The following is a 13,828-nucleotide window of genomic DNA, read 5'->3' as shown; positions in this document are numbered from 1 at the left end:
RCAGCAGGCCCAGGTAGCTCTTGATCRCGTCACTGGTGCGCATGCCCAGCGTGGTGGGGAAGCGGCTGTCGATGCTGTCGACGCCAGCGATCTCGAAGCATTGCCCGATGATGGACAGCCCGGCGTGGCTGGTGAGGGTGCGGCGACTGGCGCGGAACTTTATGTTGGGCATGGCACTGTCTGGGTGAATGGCGATAATGGCTATATTGCCATGCAGGTCAGTGGGTTAGAAGTGCTTCCGGGGGCCGGTCTCACGGATTCAGGTAATTGATAAAATTCTTGTGTCGAACGAAAATGATACCATTTTTGATGTCATTGGAGAAATACTTGACCTAAGCGAAAGCCAAATCGAAGTGCTGTCAGATCAAATTAATAATTCTTCGCTCGAAAATATAATAAGCACAATTGAAATATTGCAGAAGCGAGATTTTGCGGTGCATAAATTGCGCGAAATAATGGTAAAGCATTACAAGAAAGTCCTTGAAACACCTGATCTCCAAGGGGTTATAGAAAGCAATACGTGGCTTTTCGGTAATCAGTATACAATTCTTGGTGCTGAAGAAGACGATTTTCAAAGAGTTGCATTGAACTTGAGAGAGTCTGTTAAGGGCATAGAAACAGTAGATGAAAATGATTTTGAACCTGCGGACTTAGACGCCGGCCTAAGCATAGATGGTGTCAGACGGCAAGTGGATCTCTTTTTGGCTAGAAAGAAGTTGAATTTCAATTCTAGAGGCGAATCCTATTACCAATGTACTATCATCGAAATCAAGAAGCCTGCAATTGCCTTAAATGAAAAGCATCTCAAGCAAATAAAGGATTATGCAAGGATTATATCTGAGCATGCGGGCTTCTCTATGGAGAAGATGCGCTTTGAAATCATTTTGGTTGGTAGAAAGATATCCGAAAGAGATTTTGATATTAATTCGGCTCTAGAAACCGCAGAAGCGAAGAATGAGCCCGGATTAGTTTTTAGTACAAAAAATGATCGCATCAAGGGCTATGTTAAGACATGGGGTACGATTTTCGCTGAATTCGATTTGGCGAATCACTATTTGCTTGAACAGCTTAAAATCAAAAGAAAGTCCTTGGAAAAAAAGTCATCAGATCAACTAGTTGAAGATCTCAAGAGCCCGGCTTGAGAAATTTAACAAGTGCGACCAAGGGACGCTCCTGACGTCGCGCCCCTGCCGCTAGCGTTAAGCAGATATGGAGAATTAAATGGCAGAGTGGATGTTCGATGGCCGAGGCACAGCAGGCCTCATCCTCGATGGAAATAAAGTGCGCGATAGTAGAGGGCAAGTCGTCGGCTGGATAAATGACAGCAATGTCTATTCATTGAACGGTAATCATGTCGGCTGGTTTGAAGGCGGCGTGATCTACGATAGCGACAATAGTGCTCTTGCATTTACCCGCACTCGTACAGGGAGTTTGCCCAGTGTCCCGGGGGGCGGTGGAACGCCTAGCATGCCGGGCTTTTCGGGTACGCCTGGCAGACCGGGGTTTTCGGGTATACCGGGTAAGCCGGGGCGTGGTGGTTGGTCCCGTCACAGCGCCAAAACCTACTTTGCTTAACAAGGCCAAGCACAGCGACAGCTTTTTCGTTGCGGCTTCGCTTTCAATACAAAGCTGCGCGTGTTGGCGGCGTTAGTCACTACGAGGTATAGATGAGCTCAACCGCTAGAGACAAAAGTCACAGAGGTAATTCGAGTCAGTTCTTTGTGGCAGGTGAGCTGTGTCGCCGAGGGTATGCTGCAGTAGTAACTCTTGGAAACACTCCGAATACTGATGTGCTCTGTAGCAACAGGGACGGTACAAAGTTCGTTCATATTCAAGTGAAAACTTTCGTACCTGGTAACAAGACATGCAGCGTGGGAAAGAAGGCCGAACGCGTGTATGGCTCGCGGTTCTTCTGGATAATTGCTGGAATACCGACACCCGGTTCCCCAGATCCATTCAGGTATTACATAGTTCCCTGTAATGAAATGGCCCTTAACGTAGCCGAACGGCACCGAACGTGGCTGTCTACTCCTGGGAAGAAGGGTCAGCAAAGAAAAGATAGCTCAGTTCGTGCAGTAGCAGTCCAAGAGGGTGCTGCACCCTATTTCTGGAATATTTCTCAATACGAAGGACGGTGGGATCTAATAGACGATGCGCTATGCGACTAGCAATACGTTTCAGTCCATGCGGTCGGAGGACTGCGCCGCTGAACCTAGGGCTTTAATTTTTTGCTGAACCTCCATCGACTATGCTGTAATACATTGTAGTCGCAAAATTCGAGGGTACCGTCATGAGTGTCACCACAGTTCGCCTTCAAGCAGACGTTGAACAGCACCTGGAAGCAATCGCTGGCAGGCTGCACCGGAGCAAAGGCTGGGTCATCAACCAGGCATTGTCGGAATACATAGAAAAGCAGCAGCTTGAGCAAGAGCGGTGGAATCAAACATTAGAGGCAATGGAGTCTGCTGCTCAGGGCAAGGTTGTTGATGCCAGCGAGGTTCACAGCTGGCTCAAGAGCTGGGGGACCGAAAACGAGCAGGATGCGCCGGGGTCAGGTAAGTGAAACTGGTTTACACGGACGAAGCCATTGATGATTTGATACGTCTCCGGGAGTTTATTGCGGTTCATAACCCGGCGGCGGCAGCCAGGATTGCTTCAGAACTGGTTGGCAAAATCGAATTACTTTCAGACTTCCCCAACATGGGCACGCCTGTTGAAATGGCACCGGTGCCTGACTCTATTCGAGATATGGTTTTCGGAAAATACGTCGTTCGATATTCAATTCATGCTAGTGCCATCATTATTCTCCGGGTATGGCATGGCCTTGAGGGTGAGCGATAGCAATTTAAGCAGATGCGGCACAATTAATTTGGACGATCTTCACCCTTTGGATTTTGAAGCCGCTTAACGAAAGCGTCTGTGGTCGCTAACCCTCCTGTCGTAAAAGGCCCAAAAGCCGAACGTATTGAAAATCCATATGCTGACAGCCGGTGTCCTGGATTCTAGAGGGATCACAACCAAGCTATGAACTTACTCTTCCCCGGCACCTCCGCCGGTGTACCCACCAAAAGCAGAAACGTCGCAGGGGTGGCGTTGCGAGAAACCAGCGTGCTGTTCGCCGCGATGATTTCCGCCATCATTCTGAAAGAAGGCTGCGGCGGCGATGAATTACATTCAGTTGAAAAGCTGTATTGCCCAGCCAGATGCATATAAGCCGAGGCCAAACGCTGTATGTGTTATGAGGCTCTGCAGTCTGGCAGAGGCAGGATGCGGCGTTCGGGATGCGGCAACTCCGGCACCCATTCCCGGTTGCATCAGCAGAAAGGGGGCTGCGATGGTGCCTATGCCAATTGCGAGTGCGGGGCCAATCGTTGGGCTCTGAATCCATGACTCTCCCCAGATACCGATTAATAAGGCAGCGAACGCGATGCCTATCAGATAATGAGCTGTCCACCCTATAATGCGTTCTCCGTGTTTGGGGCTGGATGCGGCAATATTGTCATGATGAAACTGTCCGTGTGCCATGTGGGCTATCCAGCGTCCCACCATCCCGTAGTTCGGGAGAGGGACACCGAGCAATGGCTTTCGTACGATGCTCCACACGTCCATCACTGCAGTAGCTCCAATCCCGATTATTAATATGAATAGTACGTGGTTCATAGCCCCTCCTTTGTCGCCTTGATTTCTAACTGGGGGTAGCCTACGACTTAAAGTCGACTTGAGGTCAAGGAGTAATTATGGATATCGCTGAAGTAGCCAGACGTTCGGGTGTTCCAGCCTCAACGTTGCGCTTTTATGAGAAGAAAGGGTTAATCAGCTCTCTCGGAAGGCAAGGGTTACGCCGAGTTTTCAATGACAATATATTGGAGCGGCTGGCACTGATTGCGCTGGGACGTGCAGCAGGATTTTCTCTAGATGAAATTGGCAGCATGATAGGATCTAAAGGAGACCCTAATATTGACAGAGAGTTACTGGTGAACAAAGCAGATGAACTTGATAAAACTATCAAAAGCCTGATAGCGGTACGAGACGGTCTCCGGCATGCCGCCGTTTGTTCTGCCCCAAGTCATATGGAATGTCCGAAGTTTCGACGCTTGCTTGGATTAGCGGCTTCGGGGGTGATTAGTAGAAAAGATGTTGGGATGCTTTCCCCAAAAAAGGCGCTTTAATGCGGCTTTATAACGTCAATGCAACATAAACATAGCAAGATACGGGTCGGCAGTCTGTGAGGGGCCTCTTAGAATTGCCTCTGTTCCGGTTAGATACCAATCATTTAGAACAGAGAGAAAGAGGTCGAACACATGACTACACTCAAGAATAAAGTCGTTATTGTTACGGGAGCAAGTGCAGGTATTGGTCGCGAGACTGCCCGCCTTTTCGCCAAAGAAGGGGCTTCTGTGGTGTTGGCAGCACGCAGAGAGCCCAAACTTCAAGCTTTGGCTAATCTCATCACTGAGGAAGGCGGGCAAGCGTTGGCGATAGCGGGTGATGTTAGTGACGAGGCATTTGCCCAAACGTTGGTCGAGCAGACTTTGGACAAATTTGGTCGCCTTGATGTCGCCTTCAATAATGCTGGCATATTGGGCGCCATGGGGCCGGTTCCCGATATGTCTTTGGCAGACTGGAATCAGGTTATCGCTACGAATCTGACCAGTGCCTTCTTGGCTGCAAAGTATCAACTACCTGCCATGTTGTCAGGCGGCGGAGGGTCTTTGGTCTTCACCTCTACTTTTGTTGGCTATACAACGGGTATGCCTGGGATGGCTGCATACGCGGCCAGTAAGGCAGGGTTGATTGGACTAACCCAAGTGCTCGCATCCGAGTATGGCTCTCATAACATCCGGGTAAATGCGTTATTGCCGGGTGGAACTGATACAGCGGCGGCGCAGGAGTTTGCGAATACGCCCGAGGCGAAGGAGTTTGTCTCGAGCCTGCACGCGCTCAAACGTATCGCGAAGCCAGAAGAGATAGCCCAGTCTGCACTCTATCTAGCTTCCGATGCTTCCAGCTTCACTACGGGCACAGCGATGCTGGTAGACGGCGGTGTATCCATAAACCGTGTCTGAGAGATGACGTTAGCTATAAAAAGCCGGAGTCGAGATGCGAGCACATTATTTACAGCACGTAGAGTTCGAAGGGTTGGGCAGTATCGAAGCCTGGTTAAAAAGTGCTGGTTACGAAATAACCAGCACTCAATTTTTCGCTTTTGGAGCGCTGCCTGACATCGAGGATGTGGATTTGCTCGTTGTCATGGGAGGGCCTATGAGTGTCAAGGACGAAGAAGAATATCCTTGGCTGGTAGAAGAAAAAGAATTCATAAGAAGCGCGATTGAATCTAAAAAGCCCGTTCTTGGCATTTGTTTGGGTGCACAGCTCATTGCTGACGCAATGGGAGGCGAAGTATTTCCAAACTCAGTAAAAGAAATTGGCTGGTTCCCCGTTCAAGCAGTTGAATCTGAAAGCGCTTCAGTTTTTCAGTTTCCAAGGGAAGTAGAAGTGTTTCATTGGCACAGTGAAACCTTCAGCTTGCCAGAAGACGCTGTTCAACTAGCGAAAAGTAATGGCTGCGTAAACCAAGCCTTCCAAATGGGTGGGAATGTTATCGGGATGCAGTTTCATTTGGAAACCACGCAGGCATCCGCACAATCAATTGTCGAGAATTGCAGAGATGAACTCATTGAAGGTGAATACATCCAATCAGAAGCAGAGATTCTGTCCGCTCCTCAAGAACGTTACTTATCAATAAACAGTTTAATGGGGCAGGTTCTTGAATACTTGCATGCGAACAATGGCTAATAAGCATAAGTAAAACAGATGCTTTTCTTTATGAGCAGCGCCCCACTAGAAGCTGAGGCGCTGCAGGTATTGCACTCGCTATTTCAGGTCGGAAAGGTTTGCGCCGAAATTGATATGGAATGGCGTACCATCCAGAACCAGCGCTGGTACCGACTTAACGCCAGCAGTTTCGGCCTCGGCAATTCGTGATTTTTCGTTGCCAAGATGGACAGCTTCTACTTCGTAGAGAGACCGATCAATTGCCTTTGCCAGATTGTCTTCAGCAGCCACGCATACTGGGCATCCGGCATGGTAAAAGGTAGCTTTTGCAGTCATGATTTTGCTCCTGGTTTTGGTTAAGCTAGGGTTGTGCGCACCCTTAAAAAGTAGTGGCTCATCCGACAGGAAAAAAGCAGGAACCAGGAGGTTTGGTAGGCACTTTATGGTGTAATTTTATGAAAAATATAGAGAAAAAAAGTAGCGCTCACACATCAAGTACGTACCGAAAGCTCGAAGATGTAGTCGGCTGCAAGTGGTCGGTATCAGTATTACTCTCGGTAGGAAGCGGTATCAACCGGCCTGGGGCACTCGAGAGGCATATTCAGGGTATATCCACTAAAGTCCTGTCCGAGAGACTTCGCAAACTTACTGCCTATGGGCTTCTCGAAAAACATAGTTATCCCGAGGTCCCGCCCCGCACGGAATATTCCTTAACTACTTCGGGGAAAAAGCTCCTCGAGATTGTCTTGCAGATACAAAGTCTCGACGCTGAAATTGGTAGTAAAGAAATGAAATGACGTAGGGCATAGCGACGCCAGGCAAATCGCCACTTTTGCCGAATCAGTGAAGCTTCCCACAACCTGGTGCTGACGTTTGCTTTTGCCCTGACGTGGAAGTTCAGGGAGATAAAGAGCGTGATATTCAGCAATCTGGCAACTGCCGTCGTCGGCGGTGGGATGCAGGTCGGTGCGTATTGGAAGGATTAAATGAACTATCGATTTGTAGTCACCGGTGGCCCAGGCGGCGGCAAAACCACACTTCTTAACTCTCTATCGGAGCGTGGATATAGTTTCGCACCTGAGTCTGCCCGGAAGATCATTAAGGAACGGTTAGCGACGGGGCTGTCGCCTCGGCCGGACCCCGTCTCTTTTGCTCATGAGGTTCTCCGTGCGGATATCGAAAAGTATCGGAATATAGGTGCCAATAAACGCCCTACGTTCTTTGATCGAGGCGTCTTAGACGCGTTGTATATGCTCGATGCGGAGAATGCGGTAACACACGATGAAGTTGCTCGATACATTCACGATTTCCCGTACAGCGGCGTGGTTTTCCTTCTGCCCCCATGGAAGGAGATTTATGGCACCGATTCAGAGCGTGACCAAACATTTGAGGAAGCTGTTGGGGTATTTGAAGGTATGAGAAGGTGGTATCTGCAGTGGGGGTACGAAACATTGGAAGTTCCGCGTAGTAACATTGATGAACGCATATCATTCATTTTGGAAGCTGTAGATAGGCTCCTAACAAATCGCTGCAGTTGACCGCCCAAAGCGCTGGTGCGCTTCGGCTTGCAACTGAGCTCAGGCGTTGGACGCCAAGGAGGCATCATGACAGTCAAGCGTATGGACAACGTCGGCATCGTGGTGGAAAACATTGATGCCGCCGTTGAGTTCTTCACCGAGCTTGGCCTTACCCTTGAAGGGCGCATGCCCATCGAAGGCGAATGGGCTGGCCGCGTCACCGGTGTGCGGGGCCAGCGGGTCGAGATAGCCATGATGCGCACCCCGGATGGTCACAGCCGCCTTGAGCTTTCACGCTTCGACGCTCCGGCCATCGCCTCTGACCACCGCACAGCCCCTGTGAACTCACTGGGTTACATGCGCGTGATGTTTGCCGTCGAGGACATCGACGACACTCTCACCAGGCTAAGAAAACTCGGTGCGATAGTGGTCGACGAAGTCGTCAACTACGAAAACATCTACCGACTATGCTATATCCGGGGTCCCGAAGGAATTCTCATCGGACTTGCCCAACAACTCGGGCAGCAGACCTCTTAAGAGAGTCCAATGGAAGTGCGCGTTGAGAACTCAGGCGTTGTCGTCTTCCAATTCATTCAAGCCGACGCCATTTCCAGGCGCTGCTTAATTCAGGCGTTAGGCTGTTACCGAAGGGGGGCTAGCTAAATGATCAAATTTCGCGGCGGGTGCCTATGTAAAGCCGTTCGTTACGAAACGACTGCTGATCCATTGAATCAGCGAGTGTGTCACTGTAGAGAATGTCAAAAAGCTATCGGAGCTGCTTTTAACGCCCGCGTACTAATGCGTATTGAAGATGTTTCTATCATTGGCCCAGTTAGCACATTTTACTCATCAGAAACCCTGGAGCGAGGTTCTTGCTCGCATTGTGGTTCAAGCATATTTTCCCGGCGCGCTTCTGCTGGAGTTATTGGGTTGACGGCTGGAAGTCTCGAAGATCCATCACTTTTCAATCCAGATATGCATTTTTGGGTATCTTCGAAGCAGCCGTGGCTAGAGATTGCCGATGATCTCCCCCAACATCCAGAAGGACCGCCGTCCCTAGGTTATTAAACTCATGAGCAGGTATGAAGATTGGCCAAACAAGGCCAATGCACTCGAACGCAAAAAGCGCCGCTTCGCTCTGCTTTCTTGGCGTAGGTGATTTGCGGGCGTTATTTACAAAAGGAGTTCGAGCAATGAGCAGGTGGGAGCTTTCAAATTCTTATGATTATCAAGGGCGCGAAGTTCGTTATGGCTGGTTAGGCGAAGGCCCGCCAATGGTTTTGGTTCACGGAACGCCCTGGTCATCGTTCAATCTGCGACATTTAATTCGAAAACTGTCCGAAGAGTACACGGTCTACTTTTTTGACTTGCTGGGCTATGGTCAGTCGTGTACGACGGAAGGCGATGTTTCGTTGGGCGTGCAGAATGAGGTTTTGGATGGGTTGCTAACCCATTGGGAATTGGATGATCCGATTGTTGTCGGTCACGACTTTGGCGGCGCTACAGCTCTCCGAGCTCACCTTCTCAATGAGCGGTCTTTTAAAAAGATTATTCTGATTGACCCGGTTGCAGTCTCTCCTTGGGGCTCACCTTTTTTCCGCCATGTGAATAGGCATGAAGCCGCTTTTTCAGGGCTGCCAGACTATATTCACGAAGCTGTGGTTCGGACCTATGTGCAAACGGCTGCCTTCAAGCCGCTTGATGAGGCAACACTAGAAGGAATCGTTTCGCCGTGGACTGGCGAGCAAGGTAAGACGGCTTTCTATCGTCAGATGGCTCAAGCAGACTCCAAATATACCGACGAGGTTCAGTCTCTTTATCCTACGATTACGACACCTACCTTGATTCTTTGGGGGCGGGAGGATAGCTGGATACCTCTGGAGCGTGGGGAAGAGCTCCATAGCATGATTCCGGGATCGGCTCTTCGTGTGATTGATGATGCGGGCCACCTTGTCATTGAAGAAAGGCCTGAGGAGTTGGCGAAGGAAATTTTGGATTTTGCTCAGGCTTAAAAACTACATAACCCGTCGCGTCACGCGGATGGCTTTTAAGCCGCTCCGCTCTGTAAGGCTATCGGTGCGCTCTGCGTTGAGAGGCAAAGACTGTGGAAATCGTTCCTCTAGCAGATAAAAGGGAATTCATTGCTGAGTTGGCGGAGCTTCACCATGCGGAGTGGAAGCACTTGAACCCGTCGCTGACTTTGCAAGGGCGAGCCGAAGCAATCTCTGATGCTGCAGGACGAGAGGGTATTCCTTCAATTTTTATTGCAATGTCAGGAAGGCAGCTTGTTGGTTCGGCTGCGCTAGTACAGAACGATATGGACACAAAACCGGATTTATCCCCTTGGCTGTCAGCAGTTTATGTAAAAGAGGGCTTCCGGCATCAGGGAATAGCAACGGAATTGATTGCTCGGTGCGAAGCTGAGGCAGCTCGCTCAAATGCTAATGTCTGGTATCTATGCACCGAGTTCGCCTCGAAACTTTATGAGAAGCTCAGCTGGAATCATATGGAGCGATGCGAATACAAGGGCGTGACCGTCGATGTCATGTACAAGCAGATCGCCTCTTAACAAGTTGGTCAACGGGACTCCAACTACGCTGCGCTTCGGTGGCGCCCATGACTACTGGCGTTAGACATATGCAAACAACTCTACGAACACCAGAAAAAGCGGATTATAAGGCTATTGCGGCTTGGATCAGTGATAAGAAAGCCTGCTCTCGCTGGGCGGGGCCATCCGTGCCGTTTCCCTTTGCTGCAGCCAATTTGCCTGAGCTGCTCGCCGTTGAGGGAGGCTCAAGTTATTGTTTATCCGATAGCAATAACCGCTGCGTTGGTTTTGGCCAGTTCTGGCCCGGAAAGCATGGCGCGGTTCATATCGGCAGGATTATTATTTCGCCTGAGGCAAGAGGAAAGGGCGCTGGTCGCTTGTTGTGTGAAAAGCTGATAGCACAGGCGAGACAATCAACAGGTGCGTCGACGGTGACGCTGCTCGTCTATCTAGATAACCATGCGGCTCGTTCTTTGTATTCAAGTCTTGGCTTCCTTGTTATCGAGTCAGAATCTACACATGACTTATTATTTATGAGTTCAACGGCTAATCGTTAACGTAAGGCAGGCGCATGAGGAGCAGTCTCGGCGTAGGATAAGCGGTAGCAATTTGTCAGGAGTCTTTCCATGAAGGTGTATGCCGCTCAGTTGCGACCAGTAGCCGGTGTTAAGCCTTCCAGTCGATGTCATCAGTAGTGCGGCGGAGTTGGCCTTTATGTAGTTTCTACACGCTGTCTGCCACAGCTAAGGACATAGGAGTGTCAAAATGTTTGATTACACAATAATTCACTGGGTGACATTTCTTGGTGCGGCGATCCTGCTAAACCTTTCCCCAGGACCTGATATCGCTTTTATTTTGGGGCAAACGTTGCGTAACGGACGTCAGCACGGATTTGCTGCGATGTTTGGCATCTGGACAGGGGCAGCGTTGCATGTCGTGATGGCGGCGGTGGGGCTTTCGGCAATCCTTGCCGCGTCTGCCCTGGCGTTTTCTATTGTTAAGTGGGTCGGCGCCGTCTATTTGATATGGCTGGGTATCAAAATGCTCTTATCGCGTGGTGACGCTTTCGTGGCCAGTGAGGGTGTCAGCCATCAACGAATGCATTCAATCTATTGGCAAGGAGCACTGGTTTCCGCCCTTAACCCGAAAGTGGCCATATTTTTCCTGGCTTTCTTGCCTCAGTTCGTTGTGGAAGGTGCTGGCCCGCCCAGTGCTCAGTTGCTGTTGCACGGAAGCCTGATCATTGTTGTCGCCGCTTGCATAGAACCACCTTTAGTGATGCTGGGGTCAAGGTTAGGCGCTTTCTTGAGACAAAATCGGCGAGTTGGCTTATGGATGGATCGTGGCCTTGGGGCATTGTTCGTCGCCTTGGGCGCGCGTCTGGCGGCTAGTACAAGGTAATATCGGTGAGCGCTGGTTGGCGATGCAAGATAGGTATGACCCTTGGGTGGCTCGGAATACGGTCAATCTGGATGGGATCCATCCCCTGGACTTCGAAGCCGCTTAACCAGGGCGTTAAATGCCCGTGATGGCCATGTCCAGGGCGCCAACAATCTGGTCTCTGAAATGCGATAGAGAGCCCACCGGGTTTTTGAGATGCTTTTCAGAAACGGAGGAAATTTGCGGGGTCAACAGTAGAAGTTCTTGGTCTGCAAAGCTGATTTCTGGCGTGAGCCCTTGCATGGCGTTGCCACCCAATGCGGAGCGTTTCCCCAAAGGGATGACGATGCGAGTTGTCAGTTCGCTCAGCAGGCTGCTCTGGATATCGACAAGGTATGGGTAGTGCGCTTGGCTGGTTTTGCTTGGGTTGGGGTATACGTCGAACTGTGCCATCAAAATTCCCTGAATTCGTCGCCGAAGCATCCATGTTGTTCGACAAAATCGTTGTAGCTTTGGATCGCAGCGCGATTTTCTTCCACCCATTGGGCTGCTTCGCGTTTGGAGAGTTCTTCTTTCAGGGCTCGCTCCAGGGTAGCGGACAAGTTAATGTTCAGTTCACGGGTCTTACGCAGCAGGTCGCTATTGACTGAGAGGTTCGCCGCTTTTTTTGGCGCGGCTGCGTTATAAAGTTCGGCCATTGGAGCCTCCAAGTGGCTATTCAATGTGTTGTCTAAGTTTATGCGCATGTCAGTGCGCATTCAAGCATGCGCTTGCTGCTTCGGACGTTAATCCATCAAAGCCCATGGTTAGCCCGCCAACACGAAATTATTTAGGTTGGCAGTCTGTTTACCGTGGTGATTACTAGAGCGCAAACATAGCGACCAGGCTGGCTTCATCTTGTGCCCAAAGCGTGTACTTAAGAGATCACGAGCAAACGATGAATATACTCTTCCTCGGCACCTCTGCCGGTGTGCCCACCAAGCAAAGAAACGTCTCTGGGGTCGCGTTGCGTGAGAGCAAGGGGAAGGGCTGGTACCTGATCGATTGTGGTGAGGGCACCCAGCATCAGGTCCTGCACACGAAACTGTCGCTGAATTCACTGAAAGCCATCCTGATTACCCACGTGCACGGCGACCACTGCTATGGGCTGCCGGGCTTACTGGCGAGTGCGGCCATGAACGGCCGGACGGAGCCGCTGACCATTGTGGCGCCTGCGGGCATCAAGGCCTGGCTGGATGCCACCTGCAAGGCCACCCAGCTATCGTTACCCTTCGATGTAGAATTTGTCTGCTCCGATGACCTGCCAAGCGTCGAGTTTGGGCGCATCGCGGTTACCACCTTCAGGCTTTCACACCGGGCGCCGTCTTATGCCTACGGGTTTACGGAGCGAAAGGTCGAGTCTGCCCTGGATGTGGATAAACTGGCGAAAAAGGGGATTCCGAGAGGACCGTTGTGGGGACAGTTGAAACAGGGCGTTGATATCGAGTTCGCGGGTGAGCGGTTAAAAAGCCGTGACTTCCTTATCTCCAAACACAAACCCAGGAAAGTCGTGGTCGCTGGGGACAATGACCAGCCCGACTTGTTGTCGGAGGCGTGCGCGGGGGCGCAGGTGCTGGTGCATGAAGCTACCTACACCGAAGCAATGGCCGAGAGGGCCGGTGACGTGGGGCACAGCTACGCCAAGCAGGTCGCTGAGTTTGCCGAATCGGTAGCGCTCCCCAACCTGGTGCTGACGCACTTCAGCCCCCGCTACCAGCTCAACCCCCATGCGTTGCCTTCCATTGAGGATATCCGCAAAGAAGCCCAGCGTGTCTATTCGGGGTCGCTTTATTTGGCGCGGGATTTTCTTGAATTCACACTGAGCAAGTCGGGGCACTTTTCTAAAGTGGTAGACGGAAGTCCCTGACGCCCCGCCGTTTTGCTCTACGTTATACATAGGGAGTCAATGCATGATCTTCGAGTTACCTGCACCAGAATTGCAAAACTCTGAACCATTGGTTGGCTGTATTGAGGCTCGTCGCAGTATAAGGCATTACTCAAAGGCGCCTTTACCGTTAGGTGTCTTGTCCCAGTTGCTTTGGTCGGCTCAGGGAAGCACTGGTCCAGACCAAAAAAGAACCACTCCATCGGCCGGAGGGGTATACCCGCTCCATCTACGAATCGCGTTGCAACGAGTATCAGGGCTTGAGCCTGGTATTTATGAATATATGAATGACAGCCATTCGCTGAAGCTTGTCGGTGATCGTGTGCCGGAAGAAACCATGTTAGAGCTAGGTATCGGCGATCAACCATGGTTGAAGGATGCGGCTATCGTCATCGGCGTTACAGCGAAACTTGCGGAGGCGGTTCGGTACTTTGAATGTCAGCCACCTCAGGGGGAGCGTGGTGCTCGCTATGTGTATATGGAAGTTGGCGCTTTAGCGCAGAATATCCATCTTTTGAGCACGGCTCTCGGAGTTGGCTGTGTGCTAGTGGCAGGGTTTGATGATTTGAGGGTGAAGCAAGCACTGAGGTTACCCTCAGACTTGGAGCCAACGGCACTGCTGTGTATTGGGCAACGACCGGATGTTTAGCAGCGCATAACGATGCGCGTCACGCTGATAGCCCT

General features: G+C 50.8%; 22 protein-coding genes and 1 pseudogene. 18 read left to right on the top strand and 5 right to left on the bottom strand.

Annotation, left to right across the window (positions count from 1 at the left end):
* Positions 1–172: pseudogene (locus B7L15_RS20100) on the bottom strand (IS1380 family transposase); the annotation flags it as partial.
* 109 nt (positions 173–281) lie between these two features.
* Between B7L15_RS20100 and B7L15_RS14380 the strand changes: the two are divergent.
* The 5 genes from B7L15_RS14380 to B7L15_RS19370 all read left to right on the top strand — a co-directional run bounded on the left by B7L15_RS14380 (position 282) and on the right by B7L15_RS19370 (position 3,213).
* On the top strand, positions 282–1,142 hold the full coding sequence (locus tag B7L15_RS14380) for a hypothetical protein (protein ID WP_176243698.1): 861 nt from the start codon (positions 282–284) through the stop codon (positions 1,140–1,142).
* A gap of 79 nt (positions 1,143–1,221) precedes the next feature.
* On the top strand, positions 1,222–1,575 hold the full coding sequence (locus B7L15_RS14375; RefSeq protein ID WP_085919635.1) for a 4-fold beta flower protein: 354 nt from the start codon (positions 1,222–1,224) through the stop codon (positions 1,573–1,575).
* A gap of 715 nt (positions 1,576–2,290) precedes the next feature.
* Entirely contained in the window at positions 2,291–2,563 is a 273-nt protein-coding gene (locus B7L15_RS14370) for a CopG family ribbon-helix-helix protein (RefSeq protein ID WP_085919634.1), read from the top strand.
* A complete protein-coding gene (locus tag B7L15_RS14365) occupies positions 2,560–2,841 on the top strand; it encodes a type II toxin-antitoxin system RelE/ParE family toxin (protein ID WP_085919633.1) in 282 nt (93 codons plus the stop codon). Before B7L15_RS14370 ends, B7L15_RS14365 begins: the two co-directional genes overlap by 4 nt.
* Before the next feature lie 183 nt (positions 2,842–3,024).
* Entirely contained in the window at positions 3,025–3,213 is a 189-nt protein-coding gene (locus B7L15_RS19370) for a hypothetical protein (RefSeq protein ID WP_139839381.1), read from the top strand.
* On the opposite strand, the gene B7L15_RS14360 is transcribed toward B7L15_RS19370, so the two are convergent.
* Positions 3,175–3,609: a DUF2938 domain-containing protein gene (locus B7L15_RS14360; protein WP_254902952.1), complete on the bottom strand. Its 435-nt coding sequence runs from the start codon at positions 3,607–3,609 to the stop codon at positions 3,175–3,177. The genes B7L15_RS19370 and B7L15_RS14360 overlap by 39 nt on opposite strands.
* Before the next feature lie 128 nt (positions 3,610–3,737).
* Between B7L15_RS14360 and B7L15_RS14355 the strand changes: the two genes are divergently transcribed.
* The 3 genes from B7L15_RS14355 (at position 3,738) to B7L15_RS14345 (ending at position 5,796) form a co-directional block, all read left to right on the top strand.
* On the top strand, positions 3,738–4,169 hold the full coding sequence (locus B7L15_RS14355) for a helix-turn-helix domain-containing protein (RefSeq protein WP_085919631.1): 432 nt from the start codon (positions 3,738–3,740) through the stop codon (positions 4,167–4,169).
* Positions 4,170–4,301: 132 nt separating this feature from the next.
* A complete protein-coding gene (locus B7L15_RS14350) occupies positions 4,302–5,066 on the top strand; it encodes an SDR family oxidoreductase (protein WP_085919630.1) in 765 nt (254 codons plus the stop codon).
* A 34-nt stretch (positions 5,067–5,100) separates the two neighbouring features.
* On the top strand, positions 5,101–5,796 hold the full coding sequence (locus B7L15_RS14345) for a type 1 glutamine amidotransferase (RefSeq protein WP_085919629.1): 696 nt from the start codon (positions 5,101–5,103) through the stop codon (positions 5,794–5,796).
* 78 nt (positions 5,797–5,874) lie between these two features.
* Here B7L15_RS14345 and B7L15_RS14340 read toward each other — a convergent pair whose 3' ends face one another.
* Positions 5,875–6,111, bottom strand: a complete 237-nt coding sequence (locus tag B7L15_RS14340) for a thioredoxin family protein (RefSeq protein WP_085919628.1) — start codon at positions 6,109–6,111, stop codon at positions 5,875–5,877.
* Between the two features lie 119 nt (positions 6,112–6,230).
* Here B7L15_RS14340 and B7L15_RS14335 point away from each other — a divergent pair, with 119 nt between their 5' ends.
* From B7L15_RS14335 to B7L15_RS14300, 8 genes are all read left to right on the top strand, one after another.
* Positions 6,231–6,572: a winged helix-turn-helix transcriptional regulator gene (locus B7L15_RS14335; protein WP_085919627.1), complete on the top strand. Its 342-nt coding sequence runs from the start codon at positions 6,231–6,233 to the stop codon at positions 6,570–6,572.
* A 189-nt stretch (positions 6,573–6,761) separates the two neighbouring features.
* Complete coding sequence (locus B7L15_RS14330; RefSeq protein WP_085919626.1) at positions 6,762–7,313, top strand: AAA family ATPase; 552 nt, start codon at positions 6,762–6,764, stop codon at positions 7,311–7,313.
* A gap of 66 nt (positions 7,314–7,379) precedes the next feature.
* Positions 7,380–7,829, top strand: a complete 450-nt coding sequence (locus tag B7L15_RS14325; RefSeq protein WP_085919625.1) for a VOC family protein — start codon at positions 7,380–7,382, stop codon at positions 7,827–7,829.
* 126 nt (positions 7,830–7,955) lie between these two features.
* Positions 7,956–8,360 (top strand): GFA family protein, encoded by a 405-nt coding sequence (locus tag B7L15_RS20015; RefSeq protein WP_082926097.1) that lies wholly within the window; start codon positions 7,956–7,958, stop codon positions 8,358–8,360.
* 14 nt (positions 8,361–8,374) lie between these two features.
* Positions 8,375–9,304, top strand: a complete 930-nt coding sequence (locus B7L15_RS14315) for an alpha/beta fold hydrolase (protein WP_254902951.1) — start codon at positions 8,375–8,377, stop codon at positions 9,302–9,304.
* 92 nt (positions 9,305–9,396) lie between these two features.
* The gene (locus B7L15_RS14310; RefSeq protein ID WP_085919623.1) at positions 9,397–9,861 is read left to right on the top strand and encodes a GNAT family N-acetyltransferase; all 465 of its coding nucleotides are present in this window, start codon (positions 9,397–9,399) and stop codon (positions 9,859–9,861) included.
* Between the two features lie 68 nt (positions 9,862–9,929).
* Positions 9,930–10,397, top strand: a complete 468-nt coding sequence (locus B7L15_RS14305) for a GNAT family N-acetyltransferase (RefSeq protein WP_176243697.1) — start codon at positions 9,930–9,932, stop codon at positions 10,395–10,397.
* Between the two features lie 208 nt (positions 10,398–10,605).
* Positions 10,606–11,241, top strand: coding sequence for a LysE family translocator (locus B7L15_RS14300; protein WP_085919621.1), 636 nt, complete (start codon positions 10,606–10,608; stop codon positions 11,239–11,241).
* 114 nt (positions 11,242–11,355) lie between these two features.
* Here B7L15_RS14300 and B7L15_RS14290 read toward each other — a convergent pair whose 3' ends face one another.
* Together B7L15_RS14290 and B7L15_RS14285 are read right to left on the bottom strand one after the other, a co-directional pair.
* The gene (locus B7L15_RS14290; RefSeq protein ID WP_085919620.1) at positions 11,356–11,673 is read right to left on the bottom strand and encodes a CcdB family protein; all 318 of its coding nucleotides are present in this window, start codon (positions 11,671–11,673) and stop codon (positions 11,356–11,358) included.
* The gene (locus tag B7L15_RS14285; protein ID WP_085919619.1) at positions 11,673–11,918 is read right to left on the bottom strand and encodes a type II toxin-antitoxin system CcdA family antitoxin; all 246 of its coding nucleotides are present in this window, start codon (positions 11,916–11,918) and stop codon (positions 11,673–11,675) included. Before B7L15_RS14285 ends, B7L15_RS14290 begins: the two co-directional genes overlap by 1 nt.
* A 239-nt stretch (positions 11,919–12,157) precedes the next feature.
* On the opposite strand from B7L15_RS14285, the gene B7L15_RS14280 reads away from it, so the two are divergent.
* Positions 12,158–13,126: a ribonuclease Z gene (locus tag B7L15_RS14280; RefSeq protein ID WP_085919618.1), complete on the top strand. Its 969-nt coding sequence runs from the start codon at positions 12,158–12,160 to the stop codon at positions 13,124–13,126.
* A 43-nt stretch (positions 13,127–13,169) separates the two neighbouring features.
* The gene (locus tag B7L15_RS14275; protein ID WP_085919617.1) at positions 13,170–13,793 is read left to right on the top strand and encodes a SagB/ThcOx family dehydrogenase; all 624 of its coding nucleotides are present in this window, start codon (positions 13,170–13,172) and stop codon (positions 13,791–13,793) included.
* The last annotated feature ends 35 nt before the right edge of the window (positions 13,794–13,828 follow it).

The organism is Halomonas sp. CSM-2, assembly GCF_002119345.1.
Classification (GTDB): Bacteria; Pseudomonadota; Gammaproteobacteria; order Pseudomonadales; family Halomonadaceae; genus Vreelandella; species Vreelandella janggokensis.
This window is presented reverse-complemented; position numbering and strand designations above follow the sequence as displayed.